The organism is Flavobacteriales bacterium (assembly GCA_030584065.1).
Taxonomy (GTDB): Bacteria; Bacteroidota; Bacteroidia; order Flavobacteriales_F; family PHOS-HE28; genus PHOS-HE28.
The window spans coordinates 3131866-3155395 of the sequence record CP129489.1; the positions used below are offsets into that span (position 1 = coordinate 3131866).

Annotated in this window: 16 protein-coding genes and 1 tRNA gene; 12 read left to right on the plus strand and 5 right to left on the minus strand. The window is 65.0% G+C overall.

Translation table 11 applies throughout. The features are described 5' to 3' along the window. The first annotated feature begins 20 nt into the window (after positions 1 to 20). From rseP to QY325_13170, 9 genes are all read left to right on the plus strand, one after another. A complete protein-coding gene (gene rseP / locus QY325_13130; protein ID WKZ65698.1) occupies positions 21 to 1352 on the plus strand; it encodes an RIP metalloprotease RseP in 1332 nt (443 codons plus the stop codon). Positions 1353 to 1458: 106 nt separating this feature from the next. Beyond that, a complete protein-coding gene (locus QY325_13135; protein ID WKZ65699.1) occupies positions 1459 to 1818 on the plus strand; it encodes a response regulator in 360 nt (119 codons plus the stop codon). Between the two features lie 149 nt (positions 1819 to 1967). Further along, positions 1968 to 2996 (plus strand): FAD-dependent oxidoreductase, encoded by a 1029-nt coding sequence (locus tag QY325_13140; protein WKZ65700.1) that lies wholly within the window; start codon positions 1968 to 1970, stop codon positions 2994 to 2996. Between the two features lie 193 nt (positions 2997 to 3189). After that, entirely contained in the window at positions 3190 to 9219 is a 6030-nt protein-coding gene (locus QY325_13145; GenBank protein WKZ65701.1) for an MG2 domain-containing protein, read from the plus strand. Positions 9220 to 9237: 18 nt separating this feature from the next. After that, complete coding sequence (locus tag QY325_13150) at positions 9238 to 9753, plus strand: hypothetical protein (protein WKZ65702.1); 516 nt, start codon at positions 9238 to 9240, stop codon at positions 9751 to 9753. Then, positions 9750 to 10358, plus strand: a complete 609-nt coding sequence (locus QY325_13155; GenBank protein ID WKZ65703.1) for a DUF1684 domain-containing protein — start codon at positions 9750 to 9752, stop codon at positions 10356 to 10358. The genes QY325_13150 and QY325_13155 overlap by 4 nt, the downstream gene beginning before the upstream one ends. Before the next feature lie 106 nt (positions 10359 to 10464). Then, positions 10465 to 11253, plus strand: a complete 789-nt coding sequence (locus tag QY325_13160) for a hypothetical protein (protein WKZ65704.1) — start codon at positions 10465 to 10467, stop codon at positions 11251 to 11253. A gap of 66 nt (positions 11254 to 11319) precedes the next feature. Beyond that, positions 11320 to 11730 carry a methylmalonyl-CoA epimerase gene (gene mce, locus QY325_13165; protein ID WKZ65705.1) on the plus strand — a complete coding sequence of 137 codons (411 nt, stop codon included), beginning with the start codon at positions 11320 to 11322 and terminating at the stop codon, positions 11728 to 11730. 3 nt (positions 11731 to 11733) lie between these two features. After that, positions 11734 to 12069 carry a TfoX/Sxy family protein gene (locus QY325_13170; GenBank protein ID WKZ65706.1) on the plus strand — a complete coding sequence of 112 codons (336 nt, stop codon included), beginning with the start codon at positions 11734 to 11736 and terminating at the stop codon, positions 12067 to 12069. Positions 12070 to 12076: 7 nt separating this feature from the next. Here the strand turns inward: QY325_13170 and QY325_13175 are convergent, their stop codons facing one another. Together QY325_13175 and QY325_13180 are read right to left on the minus strand one after the other, a co-directional pair. Continuing rightward, positions 12077 to 12709, minus strand: a complete 633-nt coding sequence (locus tag QY325_13175) for an HAD family phosphatase (protein ID WKZ65707.1) — start codon at positions 12707 to 12709, stop codon at positions 12077 to 12079. Between the two features lie 23 nt (positions 12710 to 12732). Further along, on the minus strand, positions 12733 to 13548 hold the full coding sequence (locus tag QY325_13180) for a DUF5715 family protein (protein ID WKZ65708.1): 816 nt from the start codon (positions 13546 to 13548) through the stop codon (positions 12733 to 12735). Between the two features lie 85 nt (positions 13549 to 13633). Here QY325_13180 and QY325_13185 point away from each other — a divergent pair. Next, positions 13634 to 13706 (plus strand) — tRNA-Ile (locus QY325_13185). A 12-nt stretch (positions 13707 to 13718) separates the two neighbouring features. Here the strand turns inward: QY325_13185 and QY325_13190 are convergent. After that, positions 13719 to 15512 (minus strand): hypothetical protein, encoded by a 1794-nt coding sequence (locus QY325_13190; protein ID WKZ65709.1) that lies wholly within the window; start codon positions 15510 to 15512, stop codon positions 13719 to 13721. A gap of 57 nt (positions 15513 to 15569) precedes the next feature. Between QY325_13190 and galE the strand changes: the two genes are divergently transcribed. Beyond that, a complete protein-coding gene (gene galE / locus QY325_13195; protein ID WKZ65710.1) occupies positions 15570 to 16589 on the plus strand; it encodes a UDP-glucose 4-epimerase GalE in 1020 nt (339 codons plus the stop codon). A gap of 132 nt (positions 16590 to 16721) precedes the next feature. Next, positions 16722 to 18746, plus strand: coding sequence for an SBBP repeat-containing protein (locus tag QY325_13200; protein ID WKZ65711.1), 2025 nt, complete (start codon positions 16722 to 16724; stop codon positions 18744 to 18746). A gap of 75 nt (positions 18747 to 18821) precedes the next feature. Here the strand turns inward: QY325_13200 and QY325_13205 are convergent, their stop codons facing one another. After that, complete coding sequence (locus QY325_13205; GenBank protein WKZ65712.1) at positions 18822 to 22403, minus strand: M1 family aminopeptidase; 3582 nt, start codon at positions 22401 to 22403, stop codon at positions 18822 to 18824. Next, positions 22403 to 23290, minus strand: a complete 888-nt coding sequence (locus tag QY325_13210) for an ABC transporter ATP-binding protein (protein ID WKZ65713.1) — start codon at positions 23288 to 23290, stop codon at positions 22403 to 22405. Before QY325_13210 ends, QY325_13205 begins: the two co-directional genes overlap by 1 nt. Between the last annotated feature and the right edge of the window lie 240 nt (positions 23291 to 23530).

The window sequence follows — 23530 nt, forward strand, 5'->3', positions numbered from 1 at the left end:
ACAGGCGCGACCGAACGAACATGGAGATCCTGATCAAAGGAGCACAGCTCATCCTCAGCCTCAGCATCCTCGTCACGCTGCACGAGCTGGGGCATTTCCTGCCCGCCCGCTGGTTCAAGACCCGCGTGGAGAAGTTCTACCTCTTCTTCGACCCTTGGTTCTCGCTGGTGAAGAAGAAGATCGGCGACACCGAGTTCGGCATCGGCTGGATCCCCTTCGGCGGCTACGTGAAGATTAGCGGGATGGTCGACGAGAGCATGGACAAGGCCCAGATGGCCAAGCCTGCCGAGCCGTGGGAGTTCCGCAGCAAGCCCGCCTGGCAGCGGCTCATCATCATGGTGGGCGGCGTCACCGTGAACCTGCTACTGGGCATGGTGATCTACATCATGATCCTGTGGGTATGGGGCAAGGACTATCTGCCGATCGATGCCGTGCGCTTCGGGGTGCACCCGAGCGAGGTGATGGCCGAGATGGGCGTGGAGGAGGGTGATCGCCCGGTGGCGGTGAACGGGCAGCGGCCCCGCAGCCTGGAGGACCTGAACAGGGCTCTTACCAAGGCGATCCTGGATGAGGGCACGGCATCCCTCACCGTGCTGCGCGGCGGCGCCGAGGTGGAGATTCCGCTGCACGGCGACATGCACGAGCGGATCAGCAAGAAGGGCAAGCAGATGCACTTCATGCCGCGGATGCCCTTCGTGGTGGATACCCTGGTGCGCGGCGGCAATGCGGCACGCAGTACATTGCAGAAGGGCGACAGCATCGTGGCCGTGGATGGCGCTCCAGCCGCCTATTTCGGCGATTTCGTGAAGGCAGTGCAGGCGCGGAGGGGCCAATGGGTCCTCGTCGATGCCGTGCGGCAGGGGCAGCGGACCTCCCACGTGGTGCAGGTCAATGGAAACGGACAGGTCGGAATCGGCCCCAAGGTCGATACGGCCTGGTTCGCGCATGGCCACGAGGAGTTCACCTTCCTGCAGTCCATACCGCTGGGAATCGCCAGCGGCGTGGAGACACTGGGACTCTACGTGAGTTCGCTGAAGCTCCTCTTCACCCCCAGCGGCGCCGGGCAGATTGGCGGTTTCGGTGCCATCGGTGGCCTGTTCAGCCCCACGTGGGATTGGCAGGTCTTCTGGAACATGACGGCCTTCCTGAGCATCATCCTGGCGTTCATGAACATACTGCCCATTCCGGCGCTTGATGGGGGGCACGTGGTCTTCCTGCTCTATGAGATGGTCACCGGCCGGCCGCCGCACCAGCGCGTACTGGAGGTGGCGCAGATGATCGGCATGGTGCTGCTGCTGGGCCTCATCATCTTCGCCAACGGCAACGACCTGTTCAAGGCTCTTTTCGAGTAGGGCGGCAAGGTGTTCCATGGGGGTCGGAAAGGGCAGGTCGGTCCAGCCTTGGCCGGCTTTCCGTTGAACCCGGAACCCGCTGCCCGCGGCAGCCGTAAGAGCGGCCATGCCGCGCGTGATACTGGTGGAGGACGATGCCTTGGTGCGCAAGCTGCTGGAGATGCGGCTCGTGCGTGCCGGCTGGGAGGTGACCGCATTGCGGGATGGCCGGGACCTGCTGGCTTTGACCAGAGAGCACCCCCCGGATCTGGTGCTCGTTGACCTAGGCCTGCCGGGCGTGGATGGCCTCTCCTTGGTGGAGCGGCTGCGTGCACAGGGCGTGACGGCACCCATCCTCGTGCTCACCGCCTACGAGCTCCCACACCTGCATGCCACGGTGCGTGGTGCCGGGGCCAACGACCTGGTGCAGAAGCCCTACGACCAGGAGGAGCTCTTGGCCCGGATGGAGCGCTTGCTGGCGGCTTGACCGCTTGAAAGGTCGGGTTGTCACAGGCTTACGTTGGGTACAACCGGTGCCGCTGACTAGGGCAATCGCCGGGCCGCGGTAGAATCCGGCAACCGAACGGCGCAATCCGTGAAGCCCGGAGCCTCCCGCCTTCGGACCTTAGCATCCGCTTGACCCACACGCATGACATCCTGATCCTCGGTCGCGGCATCGCGGGCGTGGTGCTGAGCGAGACGCTCGCGGCGCGCGGCCTGCGCGCCTGCGTGATCGACGCACCGCAGGAGGGACGCGCGAGCTGGGTGGCCGCCGGGGTGGTCAACCCCATCGTGCTGCGCCGCACCGTTCCCAGCTGGCGCGCTTCCGAGCTGCTCGCCATCGCGGGCCCATTCTATCGCGAACTGCAGCAGAAGTACGAGGCGCCGCTTTGGCACCAGCTGCCCTTGGCGGAGATCTTCCCCACGGCGAATGAGGCCGGCCTCTGGCAGCTACGCATGCGTGAAGAAGAGCTGTCGCGCATGATGGGCCGGGGCCCCCTGAGCGATGGCGGACTCGCCCGCCTGCCGCAGCCCTATGGCCATGGCGTGGTGCTGCGTGCGGCATGGCTCGACATGAAAGGGCTGCTGCAGCTGCACCGCGAGCGCTGGCTGGCGGAAGGGGCCTTGCTTGAGCACGAGCTGCGCATCGAGCACATCCGCGAGGATGAGGGCGGAGTGGAAGCGGCAGGCTGTGCTGCTCCGCTGCTCGTGCATTGTACCGGCCCCTTCGCGCAACAGAAAGGGCTCGTGCCCGTGCGCGGCGAGGGTCTCACCGTGCGCATGCCGGGCCTCGGCCTGGGGGCGATCGTGCACCGTGGCGTGTTCATCGTGCCGCTCGGCGACGACCTATATCGCATCGGCGCCACCTTCGCCTGGGATGATGTGTGGAGCGGCCCTACGGAGGAGGGCCGGCGCCATCTGCTGGACAAGCTCAGACGGCTCTGGAGCGGTGAGGTGCAAGTGGTTGAGCACTGGGCCGGCGTGCGCCCTGCTTCAGCGGACCGCAGGCCTATCCTCGGCCGCATCACGCCAAGGCAGGCCGTATTCAATGGCCTGGGCTCGCGCGGGGCCCTGCTCGCGCCTTGGTGCGCGGCGCACTTGGCCGATCACCTGTACGGCAGCAGGCCGCTGGACCCGGAGGTGGATGCAGCGCGCTTTGGCTGATTCGTCGTTTGCGGCCGAGCGACACCCCGAAGTCGTCAGGCGTTCCCGTGATGCGTAGATTGAGTTTGCGCAGGGGGGTGCTCCGTTCGCCACCGGGCCGCCGCGCATCTCGCGCACGAACCGGAGCTTTGCGCCGTTCATTCAGCCCATGCGCCACTCCGTTCTCCGAGCCTCACGCCTCCTTGTCCCAATCATGCTGATCGGGTTCGTGGCCGCGTGCCGAAGCAAGAAACCCATCGCAGCGGGGTCGCTGCCCGACCCGCGCTGGGCCGTGATCGACTCCCTCGCCGGAATCGCGCAGTACGCCACGGCGCTGGAGCGCACGGACGCGCTGCTCGACGAGGCGCGGGTTGCCGGCGATTGGCGCACCGAGTTCATGGCATGGACGCGCCGCGCCACCTACCAGGAGCTGATCGGCGTGGGGCCCGACAGCATCATCGACCCCATGGATCGACGCGCGGCCGAGGCCGGGCCGCCGCTCGCGCAGCTGCTGCGCTCAGCGCTCATGGACCGCTGGTGGCAGCGCTACCAACGCGAGCGCTGGCGGATCATGGAGCGCACCGAGCTCGCCGGCTCCTTCGACGCGGCCGACCCGGAGACCTGGACGCAGGGCCGTTTCATGGAACGGGTGATCCGCGAGGCGCGCGCCTCCATTGAGCCCTTCGACACGCTGCGGCGCATCCCTGTCGGCGAGCTGCGCGAACTGCTCGTGGGCGATACCGGTGCCTTCTACCTGCGTCCCACGATCTACGATGTGCTGGCCCATCGCGCGCTGCGCATCTTCAGCAATACGGAGACGCGCCTGGCAGAACCGTCATGGCGCTTCGCCCTCAACGACCCGAAGGACTTCGAGCTCTTCGAGCCCTTCCTCTTCCGGCCCCTTGTGCACCGCGACAGCACCGCTTGGGAGTTCCAGGCCATGCGCATCCACCAGCGGCTGGAGCGCGCGCACATCAACGCCGACAAGCTCGATGCGTACGTGGACGCGGTGCTGCAGCGGCTCGCCTATGTGCGCGAGCACAGCGTGCTGCCGGAGAAGGACAGCCTCTATCTCGGCGCGCTCGAACTCCTGCGCACGCGCCTGCCTGTGGATGCCTGCGAGGCCGAGGTGATGGTGGCCATCGCGCGCTGGCACGAGGAGCAGTCCGGCAGGTACGATCGCCTGCGCGGCGACGACTGGAAGTGGGAGCGCCGCACGGCCATTGAGCTTTGCCGCGAAGCGAACGCCAAGTGGCCCGGCACCTTCGGCGCGCGGAGCGCGTCGGCGCTGCTGGCCCGTGTGCAGCATCCCTCGCTGAGCATCTCCTCGGAGCAGGCGGTCCCGCCGGGGAAGGATTTCCTCGCGCTGGTGAAGTACCAGAATACCACGAAGGCGTGGCTGCGCGTGGTGGCCGATCCCGAGCGCGACGAGAACGACCGGCGCTACGACCCCGACCGCAACGCCTGGCTGCTGAAGCAGAGCGCCATCAAGGAGTGGAGCATCGAGCTGCCCGATGACGGCGACCACAATGAACATGCGGTGGAGGTCGCCATCGATGCGCTGCCGCTGGGGCGATACGCCATCCTCATCTCCAATGGCGCATCGTTCGCTGCCGGTGAGGACGCGATAAGCTGGTGCGAGGTGCGGGTCACCGACCTCGCGCTCGTGCATCGAGACGATGGCAGCATGCACGAATTGCTCGTGCTTGACCGGACAACGGGACGGCCCATCGAAGGGGCGATCGTGCGGGTCTTGATCGCCTTGTGGGAAGACGGCCAGCAGCGGAGGAAGGAGATCGCCAGCCGCACCACGGCCGAAGATGGGTCCGTGCGATTCAACCTTGCCCAGCAGCGCGGCAGCATCAGCTTCCACGTGAAGCGCGGCGAGGACCAATACACCAGCAGCGGCCATTACACCTACGACCCTTACCGGGAAGAACCGGACTCCATCCGCACCTTCCTCTTCACGGACCGCGCCATCTACCGGCCGGGGCAGGAGGTGCGCTTCAAGGGCATCGCCACCGTGAAGCGCGGCAAGCGCACCGAGGTGCTGCCCGGCTACGAGACCGAGGTGTGGCTGAGCGACGCCAACGGTGAGGAAGTGGACACCATGACCGTGACCACCGACCGCTTCGGCGCATTCCAAGGTCGCTTCACCATTCCGCAGGGCCGGCTTACGGGCCATTGGTCGCTGGAGGCCGATGACGGCGCGAAGGGCCTCCGTGTCGAGGAGTACAAGCGGCCCAGCTTCGAGGTGGTCTTCGATCCGGTGAGCGCAACGCCCAAGCTCGGGGAAGAGGCCACCGTGACCGGTGTGGCGAAGAGCTATGCCGGTGCGCCGCTCGATGGCGCCGCTGTGCGGTACACCGTGAGCCGCAGCGCGCGCATGCCGTGGTGGTGCGGCTGGCGCTGGGGCGGATTGCCTTGGGGCCGCAGCACCGAGATCGCCAGCGGTGAGGCCATCTGCGACGCGCAGGGCCGATTCAGCGTGAAGTTCAAGGCCGAGCCCGATCGCGCCTTCCCGCGCGGCGCCGACCCCAGCTTCAGCTACACGGTGAGCGCCTCAGTCACCGACGTCACCGGCGAGACGCACGATGCGGGCATGGATCTCGTGGTGGGCTACCGCAGCATCGACCTGGAGCTGGGCATCGACGCGGCAATCGACCGGAGCACAGCCGACAGCGCGCTCATCCGCGTGGTGAACCTGAACGGCCAAGAGCAGCGAATGCCCTTCAACCTGCGCATCGCGAAGCTCGTCATGCCTGCCGGCGGCGCGAAGCGCGAGCGCCTGTGGGAGCGACCTGACCGCTTCGTGATGACGAAGGCGGAGTTCGAGCGACGCTTCCCGCAAGATCAATACGTCAACGAGCGCGACCCGGAGACCTGGGCGCGCGGCGCGGAAGAGATGCGCCGAGACTCGATAAACGCACAGGGCAGGCGCACGGCGTTGGGCGGCATACGCGACTGGGAGGTGGGCACCTACCTGGTCGAGATGGAAGCGCGCGATCCATCGGGCGAAGCGGTGAAGGCCTTCAAGGTGTGCACGCTCTACGATCCCGACATCCAGAACACGGGTTTCGAGAATGAAGCGTTCCATGCTCAGGCGGTGAAGGACCGCTGCGAGCCGGGCGAGAAGGCCATCATCCTGCTGAGCACGGCGCTGCCCGAGTGCCGCGTGCTCATGGAGGTGGAGCGCGATGGCCGCATCGCCGTGGTGCGTCCCCTCCAGCTGAAGCGCGGCCAACAGCGCGTGGAGCTGCCTGTTTTGGAGGACGATCGTGGCGGATTCACCGTGCATTTCGTGTGCGTGGAGCGCGGCCGGCCGCACACCTCCAGCCAGCGCATCGAGGTGCCGTGGACCAACAAGCAACTGAAGGTGGAATGGACGAGCTTCCGCGACAAGCTGCTGCCCGGCGCGAAGGAGGAATGGCGCCTGAGGATCACCGGTCCCAAGAAGGAGCAGGTGGCCGCGCAGGTACTGGCCACGATGTACGATGCCTCACTCGACCGGTTCGCGCTGCCGGAGTGGTGGATGAGCGTATGGGGCTCCAATCGCGAACGCATGGCATGGGGCCGCTCATTGCCTTTTGGCGCGGCTGGCGCCAGGCAGATGGCACGCGCCCACCAAGCCGTTTCGGATAGCGCACGGCGGTATCCGCAGCTGTCCAGTGATATCTACTTGGGCCGGGGCAGCTATCGCGGCGCGGGAATCATGGGCAATGTGGCACGCGGCGACGGCGAGCGTGAGTTGCAGGCCCTGCCAGGCGTCGCTATGGCTGCGCGGAAGCAGGAAGAGGGCGTCTTTGGCTTCGCGGAAGATGCGGATTCAGGGGTTGTACTGGAGGAGGTCGTTATGTACGACATGGAGCGTCCAGGACCTCCATCCGCATCATCCTCACCATCTCCCCTCCGCACCGATTTCCGCGAGACCGCGTTCTTCTTCCCCGATCTGCTCACCGACCGCGACGGCAACGTGGTGCTGCGCTTCAGCATGCCCGATGCGCTCACGCGCTGGAACCTCATGGGCCTGGCGCACACCACCGACCTGAGGACCGCGCAGTTCACGCGCAGCACCATCACGCAGAAGCCGCTGATGGTGGTGCCGAACCTGCCGCGCTTCCTCCGCCAGGGCGATCAGATCACGCTAACCGCCAAGATGAACGCGATCGAGGGCGGCACGCTCAATGGCTCGGCACGCCTCGAGCTCTTCGACCCGACGACGAACAAGCCGGTGAACGAGCTCTTCAATCTGAAGAAGGCCGAGCGTGCATTCAGTGCAGCTCCGGGCAGCAGTGCCGTGGTGTCCTGGAGCATTGCGGTGCCGGAGCGGATGGATGCCGTGGCGGTGCGCATCACGGCCAGCGCGGGCGGCATGAGCGATGGTGAGGAGCGCGCGCTGCCCATTCTCACGGATCGCGTCCTCGTCACCGAGAGCGTGCCGATCAGCATCACCAGGGCCGGGACAAAGTCCTTCGAGCTGAAGAACCTCGTGAACGCGGAATCAACCACGCTGCGCCATCAGAGCCTGAAGCTGGAATTCACCCCCAACCCCGCATGGTATGCGGTGCAGGCACTGCCCTACCTCATGGAGTTCCCGCACGAATGCGCCGAACAGGTATTCAGCCGCTACTATGCCAACCGGCTCGCAGGGCACTTCGTGCAGCAGCGCCCGCAGGTGAAGAAGGTCTTTGAAGCGTGGAGCAAGGGCGGCCCGGGCAACGAGCAGGCCTTCCTGAGCAACCTCGAGAAGAACCCCGAACTGAAGGGCATCGTGCTTGAGGAGACGCCCTGGCTGCTCAACGCGAAGGATGAAGGCGGGCGCAAGCGCCGCATTGCGCTCTTCTTCGACCTGCACCGCATGGCCAACGAGGAGGCCGCATCGTTGAAGAAGCTGGCCGAGCAGCAGTTGCCGCAAGGCGGCTGGGGCTGGTGGAGCGGCATGCAGCCCTCACGCTACATCACGCAGCACATCGTGGCGGGCTTCGGGCATCTGCTCCAAGTGGACGCGCTCAATCCGGACCCCGACACCGAAGCGCGCCGCATGGCCAAGCGCGCCATCGACTGGCTCGACCAGGAAGTGGAGCGCGAGCACCAACGCCAGTTGCGCGGCACCAAGGCCGACAGCCTGCCGGACCCATCCGCGGAGGACATCCAGTACCTCTATGCGCGCAGCCACTTCGCGCAGCATGCCTTGGACCGCAAGAAGGGCAGCGCCGCGCAGTTCATCATCGAGCGCGCGCAGCGCAACTGGCTTCGCTACGGCTTGCAGGAGCAGGCCATGATCGCCATCGCGCTGCATCGCCTGGCTGACGACTTGGCGGCGCCGGCGCTCATCCTGGAGTCGCTCAGCCAGCGCGCCACCCTGAGCGAGGAGCTGGGCATGCACTGGAAGGACTTCCGCGCCGGCTATTCCTGGAGCAGCTTCCCCACAGAGACGCACGCGCTGATGATCGAGGCCTTCGAGCTGGTGGCACGCGATAGGCCCAAGGTGAACGCGCTGCGCCAGTACCTGCTCACCCTGAAGCGCACCACCGACTGGGGCACCACCAAGGCCACGGCCGACGCGTGCTTTGCGCTGCTGCTCACCGGCGAAGATTGGCTGGAGCCGAAGTCGGCCCCCGTGATCAAGGTGGGTGCGGAAGAGGTGAAGGCCACGAAGATTGAAGCAGGCACCGGCTACTTCGAGCGCAGCTGGAAAGGCGAGGACGTGAAGCCCGCCATGGGCCGCGTGTCGGTGACCACCGCGAGCGATGGCGTGCAATGGGGCGCGCTGCATTGGCAGTACTTCGAGCGGATGGACCAGGTGACGCCGCATGAATCGCCCTTCAGCCTGAAGCGGAACGTGATGCTGCGCGAGCAGACCGATGCGGGAGCGCGCCTGATCGAGCTGGACAAGGGCCGGGCGTTGAAGCCGGGCGACCGCCTCGCCGTGCGCGTGGAGCTCCGCACCGACCGCTGGCTCGACTTCGTGCACCTGAAGGACCTGCGCGCCGCCGGCCTCGAGCCCGTTGACGCGCTCAGCGGCTACGAATGGAAGGGCGGCCTGGGCTACTACCGCAGCATCCGCGACGCGGCCATGCACTTCTTCTTCGACCGCATCAGCCCGGGCACCTACGTGTTCGAGTACGAGCTGAAGGTGACCCACGCGGGCGAGTTCAGCAACGGCATCACCACGGCCCTCTGCATGTACGCGCCGGAGTTCTCTTCGCACAGCGAAGGCTTGCGCATGAAGGTTGGCGAATAGCAGGACTACCTTAGCGCCATGCGTGCCACCATCCTGTTCACGATAGCGCTCTCGCTCGCCGCCTGCACCGGTGGGGGCGAGGCCGAAGCCACCGCGGAGCAGAGCCCCGCTGCCACCAGCCTGGCCGTGGATCTGGCAGGCCATGACATACCGCTTTCCATCGAGCTCGGCGACCCGGCCACCTTGGGCGTTGACAGCGCCACGGTGCGCTGGAGCGAGGAGTCCGGGCAGCTTTCCGTGCTGGCGGGCGAGCGCTTCAGCATCCTCGTCACAGAGGAGCGGGGCGACATCGCGCGCCTCAAGGCCGACCTGGCGCGCGATCAGCTGCGGACAAGCACCATCATCGAGGAGCAGCCTGACCGCATCGTGTGGCGGTCGGTCTTCCCCGACGACGAGATCGTCTTCGTGCACTTCTACCGCATTGTTGAGGCGGATGGGCGCACCTTCATCGTGCAGGACGATGACCGCGGCCGGTACAGCGAGGCCGATGTGGCCCGCATGATGGGTAGCGTCCGCACCAGGCAGCCGGTATGATGCGTTGGTTCGCCGCAGTGCTCGGGGTGAGCATGGCCCTCGGCCTTTCCGCCCAGGCCGAGGATGCGGCATGGGCCGACAGCCTCACGGCCTATTGGGCCCGCATCAACGCCGACTACCGCGACCCCGGCCACTCGCCCCTGCTGCCCCAGGACCGGGAGCGGTTCACCGAGCTGGAGCGCTTCGCCCCGGATGTGCGCTTCCGCGTGCTGGCCACCTTCAGGCCCAAGGCCGGCAGGCCCTTCGGCATGAGGACCACAACAGACCGACTGCCGCAGTACCAGGCCGTGGGTCAGCTGCGCTTCACCGTGGCAGGGAGGAGGGAGCGCCTCACCGTGTTCCAGAACATCGACCTGGCCAGGAAGCCGGGCTACGAGGACTACCTCTTCGTGCCCTTCACCGACCTGACCAATGGCGAGGAGACCTACGGCGGGGGCCGTTACCTCGACCTCCGCGCCCCGCTCGGGAAGCGGGTTGAACTGGACTTCAACAAGGCTTACAACCCCTATTGCGCCTACGGCGGCAAGTATTCCTGCCCCATCCCGCCCATGGAGAACCACTTGGAGGTGCGCATCGGAGCCGGCGTGAAGGCCTTCGCGCACTGAGCATCAGGGGAGTGCAACCCCGGGCGCTACCATCCGTAAACAGCCTCCCCACAGCCCTACGGCTCGAATGAACGACTATCTTCGCCTGCCGAAGCCCTCCAAGAACATGCGCCTTCATTCCGCCTTCCTTGCTGCGCTCCTCGCGGTGCCCGCCTTCGCCGGTACCATCGTAATCGAGGGTCACTACCAAGGCAAGAACCTGTTCATCCAGAACCCCTTCTCCGAGGCCGGGGTCGGCTTCTGCGTGTTCGAGGTCACGGTGAACGACCAGATCGCCACCGACGAGATCAACTCCAGCGCCTTCGAGGTTGATATGAACAACTTCGGGCTGAAACTGGGCGATCCCGTGGTGGTGAAGATCCGGCACAAGGACGGCTGCACCCCCGTGGTGCTCAACCCCGAGGTGCTGAAGCCCAAAAGCACCTTCGACATCGTGCGCCAGGCCATCGGAAGCGATGGCGTATATAAATGGACGGCGACCAATGAGACGGGCGAGCTGCCTTTCATCGTGGAGCAGAAGCGCTGGAACAAATGGGTGAAGGTGGGCGAGGTGATGGGCGTCGGCAAGCCGGGTGAGAACAGCTACGAATTCAAGGTGACGCCCCACAGCGGCGAGAACACCTTCCGTGTGCGCCAGGTGGACCTCACCCGGAAGTCGCGCTACAGCGAGTCCGTGAAGTACACGGACCCCAGCGTGCAGCCGGTGACCTGGAGCCCCGCCAAGCCGAAGGACGAGATCGTGTTCTCGGCCAACACCCTCTACGAGATCTACGACCAATACGGGAATATCGTGAAGCGGGGCTATGCCAGCAAGATCGACATCACCGGTCTGAAGAAGGACCTCTACTACCTGAACTACGACAACAAGATGGGTGAGAGCTTCCTGAAGCGCTGAGCCCTCCTGAGATCGACCTTCGAGGCCCTCCTACGACGGAGGGCTTCGCGTTTCTAACCTTGCCGCATGGAACACCTCATCCGCATCGAGCACATCGGCATCGCCGTGAAGGACCTGGGCGCTGCGGAAGCGCTCTACACCAAGCTGCTGGGCCAAGCCCCCTACAAGCGCGAGGAGGTGGAGAGCGAGGGCGTCATCACTTCCTTCTTCCGCACCGGGCCCAACAAGATCGAACTGTTGGAGAGCACCCGGCCTGATGGGCCCATCGCCAAGGCCATCGAGAAGCGGGGCGAAGGCATCCACCACATCGCCTTCGAGGTGGCCGATATCCGCGCGGAGATGGCGCGCCTGAAGGCCGAGGGCTTCACCCTGCTGAATGAGGAGCCCAAGCGCGGCGCGGACAACAAGCTGGTGTGCTTCGTGCATCCGAAGAGCGCCGGCGGCGTGCTGCTGGAGCTGTGCCAGGAGATCAGCTGAACCATGGCCACACGGAAGGAGACGGCGGCTTTCATCCTCGCCCAGCTGGGCCATGCGGATCGATTCAGCGTGAAAGCGATGTTCGGTGAGTTCGCGCTCTACGCTGATGGCAAGCCGGTGGCCTTCATCTGCGATGATCAGCTCTTCGTGAAGATCCTGCCTGAGAGCGCCGCATTGGATGCGCGCTGCGAGCGCGCGCCGGCCTATCCCGGGAGCAAGGACTACTACCTGGTGCCGGAAGAACTCATCACCGGCGACCGCAAGCTGCCGGAGCTGTTGCTGCGGATGGCGGAAGTGCTGCCGTTGCCGAAAGGGAAGAAGCCGCGCCGGAAGCCTTAAGCCGCCCTCACAGCCCCAGCCTCCGCACCATCCCGATCACATCCTCCTTCTCCAGCTCCAGGTGCTCGGCATGGAGCCCGGCCTCGCGCGCGCCGACCACATGCTGGATGCTGTCGTCGATGAAGAGCGTGCGCGCGGGGTCCGCATGGTGCTGCGCCACCACATGCTGGAAGATGCCGGCGTTGGGCTTGCGCATGCCGAGCTCGCAGCTGTAGTAGGCCCCGTGGAAGATCCCTTTGAAGTCGCCGATGCCCAGGTCGCGCGCGATGATGGCCTCGAAGGCGGGCACATGGATGGCGTTGGTGTTGCTGAGCAGCAGCAGCCGGTAGCGTTGCTTCAGCTCCCTCACCAGGGCTATGCGCTCCCGCGGGATGGTGCCGAGCATGGCGTTCCAGCCGGCGTCGATGTCGGTATCGGAGAGGTCGGCGTGCAGCAGGGCGCGCACCTCGTCGCGGAAGCCGGCAGGCGTGAGCTCGCCCGTCTCGAAGCGATCGAAGAGGTCGGTCTGCTTCGCCTTGGAGTAGAGCGCTCCGAAATCGGGGAATCCGAGCGCGGCGAAGTGGCGGGCGCTGGCGGCGTAGTCCACATCGATGAGCACCCCGCCGAGGTCGAGGATGAGGGTGTCGGTCGACTCCTTCATGGGGCCAAAGCTATCGGGGCGGTTCATCGGCACACCGACAAGTGGTAGCAGGCCTGGCGGGCCTCGCGCGTGGCGAACAGCTGCTTATCGCGTGCACGGTGCCCGGCAATCACTTCGGCGAGCGTTTCGGCCAGGAAGACCTGTTGGCAGCCGGCGAGCGGCAGTTCCTTGCCGTCCTTGTCCACGAACCTCATGTACGACAGGTCCATGGAGGTGCCATGCGTGTGCGGCGCATCCGCATCCCGCGTCGCATTCACGTTACCCCGCCCCAAGTTGCGCTGGTCCTGCCGCGTCCGGAACAGGCTGGTGACCTTAATGCGCGCCCCGGCCAGGTCGGTGCGGGCGATGCGGCCCTTGAAGTCATCGGCAATGGCGTGCAGCACCTGCTTCGCTGCCGGTGTGAGGTAGGGCCGGCCATGCGCCATGGGCGCCACCCAGAAGGCAGCGGTGCTTTCCACCGGAACAAGTCCGATCGCCCCTTTCGCCAAGTGCTGATCCAGGGCCTTTGCGTCGGCAATGGGTTTCACGCCGGCCATCTGGGAGCGCTTCTTGTAGGCGGGCAGGAGGTCCTTGAGCTTGCCGCTGTGATGCTTGAAGGGGTAGCGAGAGCAGTCTACAGGTGCCGGGGCCCGGTTCTCCGCCCGTGGGGATGGTGGGGGCGGCGCAGGCTCACCCCAGTAGGCAAGGAGGACCAGGAAGAGGCCGGCCAGCAACGCCCCGACCAGGAGGATGAGGCGTCGCCGCCGGCGTCGCCGGCGCTTCGGCGGCAGGGGAGAAGGCGCTGGCGCGGTGCGCAGGCGATTGATCGGTGGCTGGCCGGAGGGGTGGGAACGGGACATGCGGTCCGCGGTGCGCGCAAGGTAGCCCGCAGGTACTTTTGCGGCCTGCCTCCAGGGACGGCTCACGTTCTTCGGGTAAATGACCGGGCCTGTAGCTCAGCGGTCAGAGCAGGGGACTCATAATCCCTTGGTCGCAGGTTCAAATCCTGCCAGGCCCACAACAGAGCCCGTCAATAGGGATTCACCGCGCTCACGCGGATGAACACGTCATCGATGAGCGCCCTAGAACTGCGCTCACGGTCCCAGAAATAGAAGCTGAGGCGGTCTCCGGACTCCAGCGCAGGCACGGGAATCCGGTATTCGATCTGCTCCCATTTCCCCGGGGACCCGGGCATCGGATTCATGCGGAACGGCTCGTAGAACGCGGTGCTGCCATCGGGGCGCTTCACATCGGTGACGCCCATGAGCGCTTGCGAGTCGCGGCTCTCCCTTTCGTAGCGCTGCAGTCCCACCTCAAGGAAGAGGTCGCGCCCGGTGGGCAGCCGGTCCGTGCCTGCCTCGAATTTCAGCCCGAATTCGTCGGTTCCATCGAAGACCACCGCGTTGGAGCCGCTGTAGGCATCCTTCCGGTGGCGGATGCCGCCCCCGCTCCAGTGCGCGCAGCGATGCTCGAAGTCGCAGCTCTCCTCCAGCACAGGCGTCATGCCGTTGGGGTTGAAGGGCGGGGCTTGGTAGTTGCCTCCGAATTGCCCCCGATGCCGGTCATCCCAGCGCAGGAAGGCCCGCACGTATTTCGCACGGTCCATGCTCTCGTGGTGCAGGATGAAGGCATGGTACTGCCACATCTGGAAGAGCAGCAACGCGCTGCACAGCACGATGAAGGCCCGGATGGCCAGCCACGCCCGGCCGTGCAGGGTATGGAGCAGGAGGGCCAGCGGAACAGCCAGCACCGGATAGTGGTCCACGAAGACCCGGCTGCCGAATCCGCTGCCGTAGTACCAGATCCACCAAGCGCTGATCACGTAGGTGTTGGCCGCCCAGTACAGCAGCATGGACCAGCCGCGCACGCGGTCATGCCTGAGCAGACGCACGGTTCCCACAAGGGTGAGCAGAAGGACGGGGGCCCACAGGAAGAGGCCGCGGCGGAACCCGAACAGCACCTTGATGACCTCCGGCCGGTCCCAATGGAAGCCTTCCCCGCGGTAGCCGTAGGCGTACCATTGGCCGATCTGCGCATGCCAGAGGATCGGCTGGATGGCCATCACGGCGAAGCATGCCAGCAATGCGGCGAAGAGCACGGCCGGTCGCTGCATCACGCGCCGGATGGCGGGCCGCCAGGCCTCACCCAGCACCACGGGCACGGCCAGGATCACCAGGCTATTCACCGGCCGGATGAGGATGATGAGCCCCAACAGCGCAGCTGCAGGGACGGCCCACCAGCTTCGGCCCTCCTCGCCCAGCCGATGCACGAGGAGCAGGAAGACGGCCACGGCGCAGAAGGAGTAGACATGGGACCATCCCGGCTGCAGCGCGCTGTATTGGAGCAGCTGGGTGCCCAGTCCGATGGCCGCAATTGACCAGGCCACGGCGCCTTCTCGCACCCCAAGGCGCAGAAGCAGTGCGCGCAAGGCTAAAAGGCCGATGAGCAGATAGGCCCAGGCCCCGATGCTCAGTGCGCGCATCTCATGCTCGCTGAGGCCATCGCGCGGGGCCCTAGGGTCGCTCAGTGCGATGTCGTGCCCGATGGCGAACCATGGCGCCATCATCAAGGAGGTGCCGCAGAAGTACTTGTTGAGCGTCCCGGTGGGGGTCTGCCTCACATACTCCCATTGATAGGGCTCGCGGCCCAGATCGTGCCGGATGAATAGCGCCTGCAAGTAGCCGTAGTAGCCCTTCACATCGCTCCTTACCACCGTGTTCGCCAAGCCGTCCTTCGGCCCAGGCCAAAGGCCCCTCAGGGCGATGAAGGCGTTCACCGCCATCACGAGCAGCACGAGGAGCAGGGAGGGGCTGGGACGGGGCATGACGGGGGCGTGAAGATGGCGAACGGGCTACTTTCGCCCGATGCTACGGGGAGCCGCATGAAGAAGGTGATCGTTACGGGCGGGGCAGGGTTCATCGGGTCACACACGGTGGTTGAACTGGCTGCGGCCGGCTTCGAGCCGGTGCTTGTGGACGATCTGCGCAACAGCGAGGAGCGGGTGCTCGATGGCATCGTGGCCATTGCCGGGCATCGGCCCGCCCTCCACCGCGTGGATTGCACGGATGAACGGGCCATGCGTGCCGTGCTGGCGCAAGAGGGCAGGGTCCATGGGGTCATTCACTTCGCGGCTGACAAGGCCGTGGGCGAGAGCGTGCAGGACCCGGTGAAATACTACCTGAACAACATCGGCTCGCTTGCCGTGCTCCTGAGGGTGATGCGCGACCACGGTGTGGATCGGCTGGTGTTCTCCTCCAGCTGCACGGTTTACGGGCAGCCGGAGGAATTGCCGGTGAGCGAGCGCGCCCCCGACCGGAATGCCGCCTCCCCCTACGGCTTCACCAAGGTGGCGTGCGAGCAGTTGGTGAGGGACCAGAGCGCGGCTGTTGCCGGGCTGAAGGCCGTGATGCTCCGGTATTTCAATCCCATTGGCGCCCATCCCTCCGGGCTCATCGGCGAACTGCCGCGCGGAGTGCCCAGCAACCTGGTACCGTACATCACGCAGACAGCGGCCGGTCTCCGCGAGCGCCTGCGGATCAATGGGGATGATTATGCCACCGCCGACGGAACCTGCGTGCGGGACTACATCCATGTGGTGGACCTGGCCCAGGCGCATGTAGCGGCACTCTCGTGGATGGAGCCGAGGCCGGCACCGGTCTGCGAAGTCTTCAATCTGGGCACCGGCACCGGGCATACGGTGATGGAGGTGGTGACCACCTTCATCCGTGAAACAGGCGTGCAGCTGCCATACGAGATTGGCCCTCGACGCCCCGGCGATGTGGAGGCGGTGTATGCCGACACCACGCGGAGCCGCGAGGTGCTGGGCTGGCAGACCAGGCGCACGCTGGCCGATGCGCTGCGTGATGCGTGGAGGTGGCAGCAGGCATTGGCTGCGCGATAGGCCCGCCGCATCGTGCGTAGGCCGCCCCCACGTGGAAGTGCCATCGATTCGCGCCGCGTATTCCCGGTCGATCATCCGTTCCCGGCCAGGGGACCGTGCGGGCCATCCAAGGGCAAGCATGATCTTTGGAGCATGCGCCAGCTGCTCCTCGTCGTACTCTGCTCCACCAACGTGTTGCACGCCCAGCAATGGAATTGGGCAGCCGGTGCGGGTGCTGGCGGTAATGTGGACTTCTGTTACGACATCGCCACCGACAGCCAGGGCAATGCCTACTGGGTAGGCAGCCTGGCCGGCACGGTGGACTTCGGCTGCGGCACGATCACCGATGGATCGAGCGATGTGATGGGCTTCATCGCCAAGCGAAGCCCGGACGGCACGTGCCAGTGGGTGCGTGCGATTACGGTGGGCTTCAACGATGCGTGGGCCTATGGTGTGGCCATCGACGCGGCGGACCGCATCTACGTGACGGGCAGCTACAACGGCAACGCTGATTTCGGCAATGGCGTCACGCTGAACAGCCTGGGTATCGATGACATCTTCCTGGCGCGGTACGACACGGTGGGTACCTGCCTGTGGGCGCGGCGCGCCGGCAGCAGTGCCAGCAACGATGAGGCGCGCGGCGTGGCGGTGTCGCCCGATGGCGGGATCTTCATAGCGGGTTTCAGCGGGGGCACCACCATCGCGTTCGACGGGATCAGCATCCCCAATGCGGGCAACTTCCGCCAGTTGGTGATCGCGCGCTATGATAGCCTGGGCACCGTGCAGTGGGCACGCGCCAGCACGGGCAACGGCCAGGGCAAGAGCTGCCAGGACATCAGCGTGGCGGGTGACCGCGTGTTCGTGACCGGACAGGTCGGTTCCACCGTTGCGAGCTACGATGGAATTGCCCTTACGCCCGGGAGTGCCGGTTCCTATCTCTACGTGCTGGCCACCGATCTGGACGGCAACGGTGTCTGGGCCCGCAGCTATGGCAACGGCGACAATGAGGGCATGGGCATCAGCGCCGATACCCTGGGCAATGTGTTCGTGGCGGCACGCCTGTGGGGGAACCTGTTCCTGCCGGACGATACGCTCACCTCGGCGAGCAGCAACGATGATATCCTGGTGATGAAGCTGGACCGAGAGGGCGCCTTCCACTGGGCGCAGAGCACTGGTTCCGCCCAGCGCGACCTGGCGTGGGACGTGGACGCCGATGGCATGGGCAATGTGCTGGTGGCCGCACATTTCCAACAGAGCATCGACTTCTTCGGCACGCCGTTCACGGCGCTGGGTGGTGAGGATGCGCTGATCGCGAAGCTGGATGGCGATGGGAACGTTGTGTGGGCTTCACGCCCAAGTGGCTTCCAGCGCGACATTCCGCTGTGCATCCATCGCCAGGCCACGGCGCCGAACAGTATCTTCTTCGGTGGGTACTACTGGGGAGTCATCACCTATGGCGGCAGCACCATCGACGATGTGGGCAATGGCGATGCGATGCTGGTAGCCGGTGTTGATACCACCTTCGCGGTGAGCGCGTATGCCACCCCTGTCTGCCCCGGTGCATGCGATGGTGTGGCATACGCCGTCGTCAATGGTGATCAGCCCTTCACTTATGCCTGGAGCACCGGTGCCACCACGTCATCGGTGGCGGGATTGTGCGCGGGCACGTATGTGGTGGAAGTGGCGGATGCAGGTGGCCATTTACTGGTCGATACGGTAATTGTGACGGAGCATGGCCCCCTCGATCTCTCCATCCAAGTGGACGGGGATTCACTTTGGGTGGAAGGCGGAAGCGATTGGATCTGGGAACTGGATGGGTTCCAGGTCGGCGCGGGCCAACCCTACCACATTGCTTGGGCGAGCGGCACCTACATGGTGCATTTCCAGGATGCGTACGGATGCATGAACGGTTCGCCCACCATCATCGTGGTCTTGGGTGTGGGAGTGGAAGAAGATGCCCTAGGGGCGCTCCGCGCCTGGCCCAACCCGATGGCGGATCTGCTGCACGTGCAGGGCCTGTCGCCGGGCATGGGGGTGGAGCTCCGCGATGCCTTGGGCCGGTTGATCTGGCAGGGACAGGCCGCAGCGGATCGCATGGAGATCCCCACGCATGGGCTGCCGCACGGTAGCTATCTGCTGCGAACGGAAAGCGGTGCAGCGATACGGCTGATGCGGTAAGATCCCGCCGCTATTCTTCCGATGATCCGATGGCCTCATCATCTGATCATCTGATCGACCGATCATCCGTTCGCCTTACTCCACCTTCTTCACGTTGTCATCCGGCACCCGGTCGAAGAAGAGGTGCATGGGATCTATGGCAGCGCGCACGGGCTTCGTGCGGCTAACGAGGGTGACGGTGTTCTCACCGGTCTTCAGCCGTACGCGTTGCTGCACCAGGATGGCACCTTCATCCTCATCCTCGCCGGGTTCCGCCAGCAGCCCCACATCGATCCAGTCGTTCATGGGCACAGGGGTCTCGCGACCCAGCGTATCGGCGTGGTTCTTCTCAGCATGCAGCGTGATAGTGACGCGGTAGCTGCTATCGGCCTGTTGCTGGGACCTGGCGGACAGCACGCGGTTGTTGTATAGGGTGATGTACTTGAAGTGGTCCTCCAGGAGGTAGGTGAGACTGTCCGGCGTCACGTGGTCCAGCTCGCGGTACATGTCAAGCGCAGTGGGGTAGGGCGGCGGGCGGTAGGCGAAGGAATCCACCAGCGCCTTGAAGGCCTTGTTGAGCGTGTCCTCGCCGAGGAAGCTGCGCATGGAGTACAGCACCACACTGCCCTTGTTGTAGTGCACGTAACCCTGGCTCTCCACTTCTAGGATGGGCAGTTCGCGCTGGCTCTCGAAGCCGCGTGCGCGCTGGTACTTGTCGCTCTCCAGCTTGAGGAACTTGCGCATGTGGTCCATGCCGTACTCCTTCTCCATCACCATGAGGGCGCTGTACTGGCTCATGCTCTCGCTGAGCAGCGTGGCGCCCTGCATGTCGGCGCCGATCACCTGATGGGCCCACCACTGGTGCCCCATCTCGTGCGCCACCACATAGAATACCATGTCGATGTCCTTTTGCGCGCTGAGGTCGGTGATGAAGCCGATGGCCTCGCTGTACGGCATGGTACCGGGGAAGGCCTGCGCGAAGGTGAAGTAGCGCGGGAACTCCAGGATCCGCACCTGCCGGTGGCGGTAAGGACCGAAATGGCGCGTGTAGTAGTCCAGCGCCTTCTTCATGCTGTTCACCATACGCGGCACGTTCACGGCATGGGCGGGATCGTAGTACACCTCCACGTCCACGGGCTGTCCGCCACCGGGTGGTTCCCAGCGCTCGCGTTCCACGGCATAGCGGGCGCTCAGGAAGCTGTAGAAGTTCATGCTGGGGTGGTCCAGCTCATACTGGAAGTAGCGGCGCCCGTCGGCGGTCCATTCCTTGCGCAGGGAGCCGGGCGCCACGGCCACCTGATTGGCTTCGGTGCTGATGGTGGTGCGCACGTTCACCCAGTCGCTGTATGGCAAGAGATAGGTGTGCCGGCGCTGCGCCGGATCTTCCGTCAGGCGCGGCATGCGCTGCTTCTCCGGTAGCCCGCGCTTGCGCCGTTCGTTGCGGTCGCCCAGTTCGCCGTCCGCCGAGTAGCCGATCTGCGGCAGCAGGTCCATGTTGTTGAAGAAGGTGCCGTTCTCCACCAGTTGGATGAAGGAGACCTCGTTCTCGAAGCCCTTCTCCGCGTAGCCACCCTTCACGGTGAAGCGCAGTTCCTCACCGGGCTGCAGCGGTCGCGCCAAACGGTAGATCAGGTAGTCGAGCTTCTCATCATGGAGCACACGTTCGGCGTCCTGGATCTCCAGCGTGATGCGCTCATCATCGGGCAGGATGAAGTGCACCGAGTCGATGGCCACATCGTACACGTTGCGCGTGATGACCTCCGTCTCGTAGTTCAGGCGGCGCTCGCTTGGCCACAGCTCGATGGCGAAGGTGATGTCCTGGTAGTGCGGCTGTGGGATGCCCTGGTACTTCTTGTAGGTTCGCTCGTAGCGCTCGGCCTCGTCCTCCTGCACATCGGCGGTGGTGTAGGTGTTCAGCACCTTGGTGTTGTAATAGCCCCAGGCACCGAGCAGCACCCACAGTATGAACAGCGGTAGGGCAATGGCCTTGTTGGCACGGAAGCGCACACCGGCCGCGCTGAACCGCCAGCGCGCTCCTTCCTCACGTCCGCGCACCGTGAAGAGGAAGGCCACGAACAGCAGGAGCAGGCCGAAGACCCACCAGTAGGTCTTGAAGAAGATCCACCCCGGGATGGTGGGACCGTAGCCCGCCATGTCGGAGTACCGGATACCGGGTGAGCCGCCCATGATCACCAGGTTGCTCGATACGTCGATGCCGTTCCAGAGGAAGATGTTCAGCGTGACGAGGAGGATGAACACGAAGAAGCCGAGGTACTTGTTGTTCACCAGGGTGTGCACGCAGAGGGCGAGCATGGTGAGGAAGCCGAAGCTGACGAGCGCGGGACCGATGAGGTAGAACAGGTAGACCGAGGGCTGCAGGTCGGTCCATCCGTTCAGCAGCTGGGTGATCATGCCTGCGGCCGTGCTCAACAGCATCACGATGGTGAGGAGCGCCAGCATGGTGGTGAACTTCGCCAGCAGGCCCAGGCCGGTGGGCAGGGGAAGCGCATCATGGATGTCCTGCATGCCGGCATCACGTTCGCGCCACACGAGTATGCCGCTGTAGAAGGTGACGATGATGATGACGTAGAGGAATAGGTTGCCCTCGATGAGGTCGATGACGTTGTAGGTGACCGGATAGGTCACGTTGTCGTACATCTCGGTGACCACGCTGAGCGAGGTGAACAACTGGATCACGCCGAGCAGCATAACGATGATGAAGACCGGTCCCGTGACCACGGCGCGCAGGTCGCTGCCCACCTGCCGCATGAACTGGCGCCAGCGGTCCGATGCGCCATAGCTGCGGGCGGCCTTGGGCAGCACGGTGGCCTTCGTCACCACGCCTTCCTGTTCAACGGCAACGGCGCCGGCCTTCTGCTTGCGTTCGTGGAAGCTGAAGCGCCAGTAGCCGAAGAGGAACACGCCGATGGAGATGGCGATCCACAGCAGCCGGTTCCACAACAGCACACCGTCCATGGGCAGCAGCAGCGTGTTCTTCTCGCTCACGGTCCAGTACTTGGTCACCTTGTCGGCCGCATTGCCGCCGAAGGGGTCCAGCAGGGCGCCGACCAGCTCGTTGTCCAGGTCGCTCATCAGGCTCTGCGAGATCAGGTAACCCACGATGAGGACGATGGCCGTGACGAAGCTGGCGATGGTGCTGCGCGTGAGCGAGGCCACCGCGAAGATCACGGCCGCTGCGAAGAGCACGTTGGGCGCGGCGATGAGCAGGAAGCCCTGCAGATGTGGCGCCAACAAGTTGGGGCCGATGCGCAGGGGGTCCAGCCATGGCATCCAGCTGCCCACCACGATGCCTAGGCTGATGCCCAGCATGGGGATCAGCGCGATGAGCGTGCTGCCGATGAACTTGCCCACCAGGTACTGGGTTTTCGTCACCGGGGTGCTGAAGACGATCTGCGCCGTGCGGTAGTGGAAGTCGCGGATGGCGGCGGCATTGACGAACGCGGTGACCATGAGCAGCCCGAGGAAGCTCATGATCGTGTAGAAGTTGTAGACCACGTTCGGGGCATTGCGGTACACATTGCCCGAACTGCCGCCGATCACGATGTTCTCCGTGGCCGTGGCCCCGAAGGTCATCAGGGCCAGCAGCAGCAGGAAGATGTACACCATGGGCTGCCTGAGCGCATGGCGCACCTCGAAGGCGAGGATCCGGTACAGCATCAGGCAGCGGGTTGAAGGTCTGCGGTGCGGATGGCGCTGAAAAAGACGTCCTCCAGGTTGGGCTCAGCCGGGGCGAAGCCTTCCTCCGGACGCGTATCGCTGAGCACGTGGATGATGGGGCGCCCGGCCACGAGCTTGTTGCTGATCAGCAGGTGCCGGCGGTCGTGGTCCTCCAACTCGCTCTTGGCGATGGCCTTCTCCCACACCCGTCCGTTCAGTTCCTTCAGGGCATCGGCGGGGGCACCGGAGTACAGCAACCGGCCCTTGTTGATGATGGCCATGCGCGAGCACAGCTCCTGCACATCCTGCACGATGTGGGTGCTGAGGATCACCACCACGTTCTCGCCAATCTCGGTGAGCAGGTTGTAGAAGCGGTTGCGCTCACCGGGATCGAGGCCGGCGGTGGGCTCGTCCACGATGATGAGCTTCGGTTCGCCGATGAGCGCCTGGGCGATGCCGAAGCGCTGCTTCATGCCACCGCTGAAGCCCGCGATCTTCCGCTTGCGCTGCTCCCACAGGTTCACCTTCTGGAGCAGTGCCTCCACCAGGGCCTTGCGCTCGCCGTTGTGCGTGATGCCCTTCAGCAGGGCGATGTGGTCCAGCATGTCGGCGGCGCTCACCCGGGGGTAGACCCCGAACTCCTGGGGCAGGTAGCCGAGCACCTTGCGCACCTCGTCCTTTCGCTTCAGCACGTCAAGGTCACCGAGCATCGCGGTACCGGCATCGGCCTCCTGCAGGGTGGCCAGGATACGCATCAGGGTGCTCTTGCCTGCGCCGTTGGGCCCCAGCAGGCCGAACATGCCGGTGGGGATGGTGAGGCTCACGTTGTCCAGCGCTTTCACACCGTTGCCGTAGGTCTTGCTGAGGCCGTTGATGACGAGTTGCATGCAGAGGTGGGGGTTATGCAGGTGTGAAGATGGAGCGCTCCCCCGAACCGTCAAGTCGGCCGTGTATGGGCGGTGGAGGCTTGGGATGGACGGTGAGGAGTGGCGCATGCGGGAGGGAGCGACGACGGCACTCCCACTCAAGGGATGTGGTGCCCTTTTTTGCCCCCTCGGTGGACGTTTACTGATCAGCACGTGTCTTATGGCCAATCGGATGCCCATGCGCTTACCAAGTACCCTCCT

Coding starts and splice junctions, on each gene's coding strand:
- QY325_13150 (WKZ65702.1), top strand. CDS start 9,238: ATGCGTGCCACCATCCTGTTCACGATAGCGCTCTCGCTCGCCGCCTGC.
- QY325_13135 (WKZ65699.1), top strand. CDS start 1,459: ATGCCGCGCGTGATACTGGTGGAGGACGATGCCTTGGTGCGCAAGCTG.
- QY325_13175 (WKZ65707.1), bottom strand. CDS start 12,709: ATGAAGGAGTCGACCGACACCCTCATCCTCGACCTCGGCGGGGTGCTC.
- QY325_13145 (WKZ65701.1), top strand. CDS start 3,190: ATGCTGATCGGGTTCGTGGCCGCGTGCCGAAGCAAGAAACCCATCGCA.
- QY325_13210 (WKZ65713.1), bottom strand. CDS start 23,290: ATGCAACTCGTCATCAACGGCCTCAGCAAGACCTACGGCAACGGTGTG.
- QY325_13190 (WKZ65709.1), bottom strand. CDS start 15,512: ATGCCCCGTCCCAGCCCCTCCCTGCTCCTCGTGCTGCTCGTGATGGCG.
- QY325_13180 (WKZ65708.1), bottom strand. CDS start 13,548: ATGTCCCGTTCCCACCCCTCCGGCCAGCCACCGATCAATCGCCTGCGC.
- QY325_13160 (WKZ65704.1), top strand. CDS start 10,465: ATGCGCCTTCATTCCGCCTTCCTTGCTGCGCTCCTCGCGGTGCCCGCC.
- mce (WKZ65705.1), top strand. CDS start 11,320: ATGGAACACCTCATCCGCATCGAGCACATCGGCATCGCCGTGAAGGAC.
- rseP (WKZ65698.1), top strand. CDS start 21: ATGGAGATCCTGATCAAAGGAGCACAGCTCATCCTCAGCCTCAGCATC.
- QY325_13170 (WKZ65706.1), top strand. CDS start 11,734: ATGGCCACACGGAAGGAGACGGCGGCTTTCATCCTCGCCCAGCTGGGC.
- galE (WKZ65710.1), top strand. CDS start 15,570: ATGAAGAAGGTGATCGTTACGGGCGGGGCAGGGTTCATCGGGTCACAC.
- QY325_13200 (WKZ65711.1), top strand. CDS start 16,722: ATGCGCCAGCTGCTCCTCGTCGTACTCTGCTCCACCAACGTGTTGCAC.
- QY325_13205 (WKZ65712.1), bottom strand. CDS start 22,403: ATGCTGTACCGGATCCTCGCCTTCGAGGTGCGCCATGCGCTCAGGCAG.
- QY325_13155 (WKZ65703.1), top strand. CDS start 9,750: ATGATGCGTTGGTTCGCCGCAGTGCTCGGGGTGAGCATGGCCCTCGGC.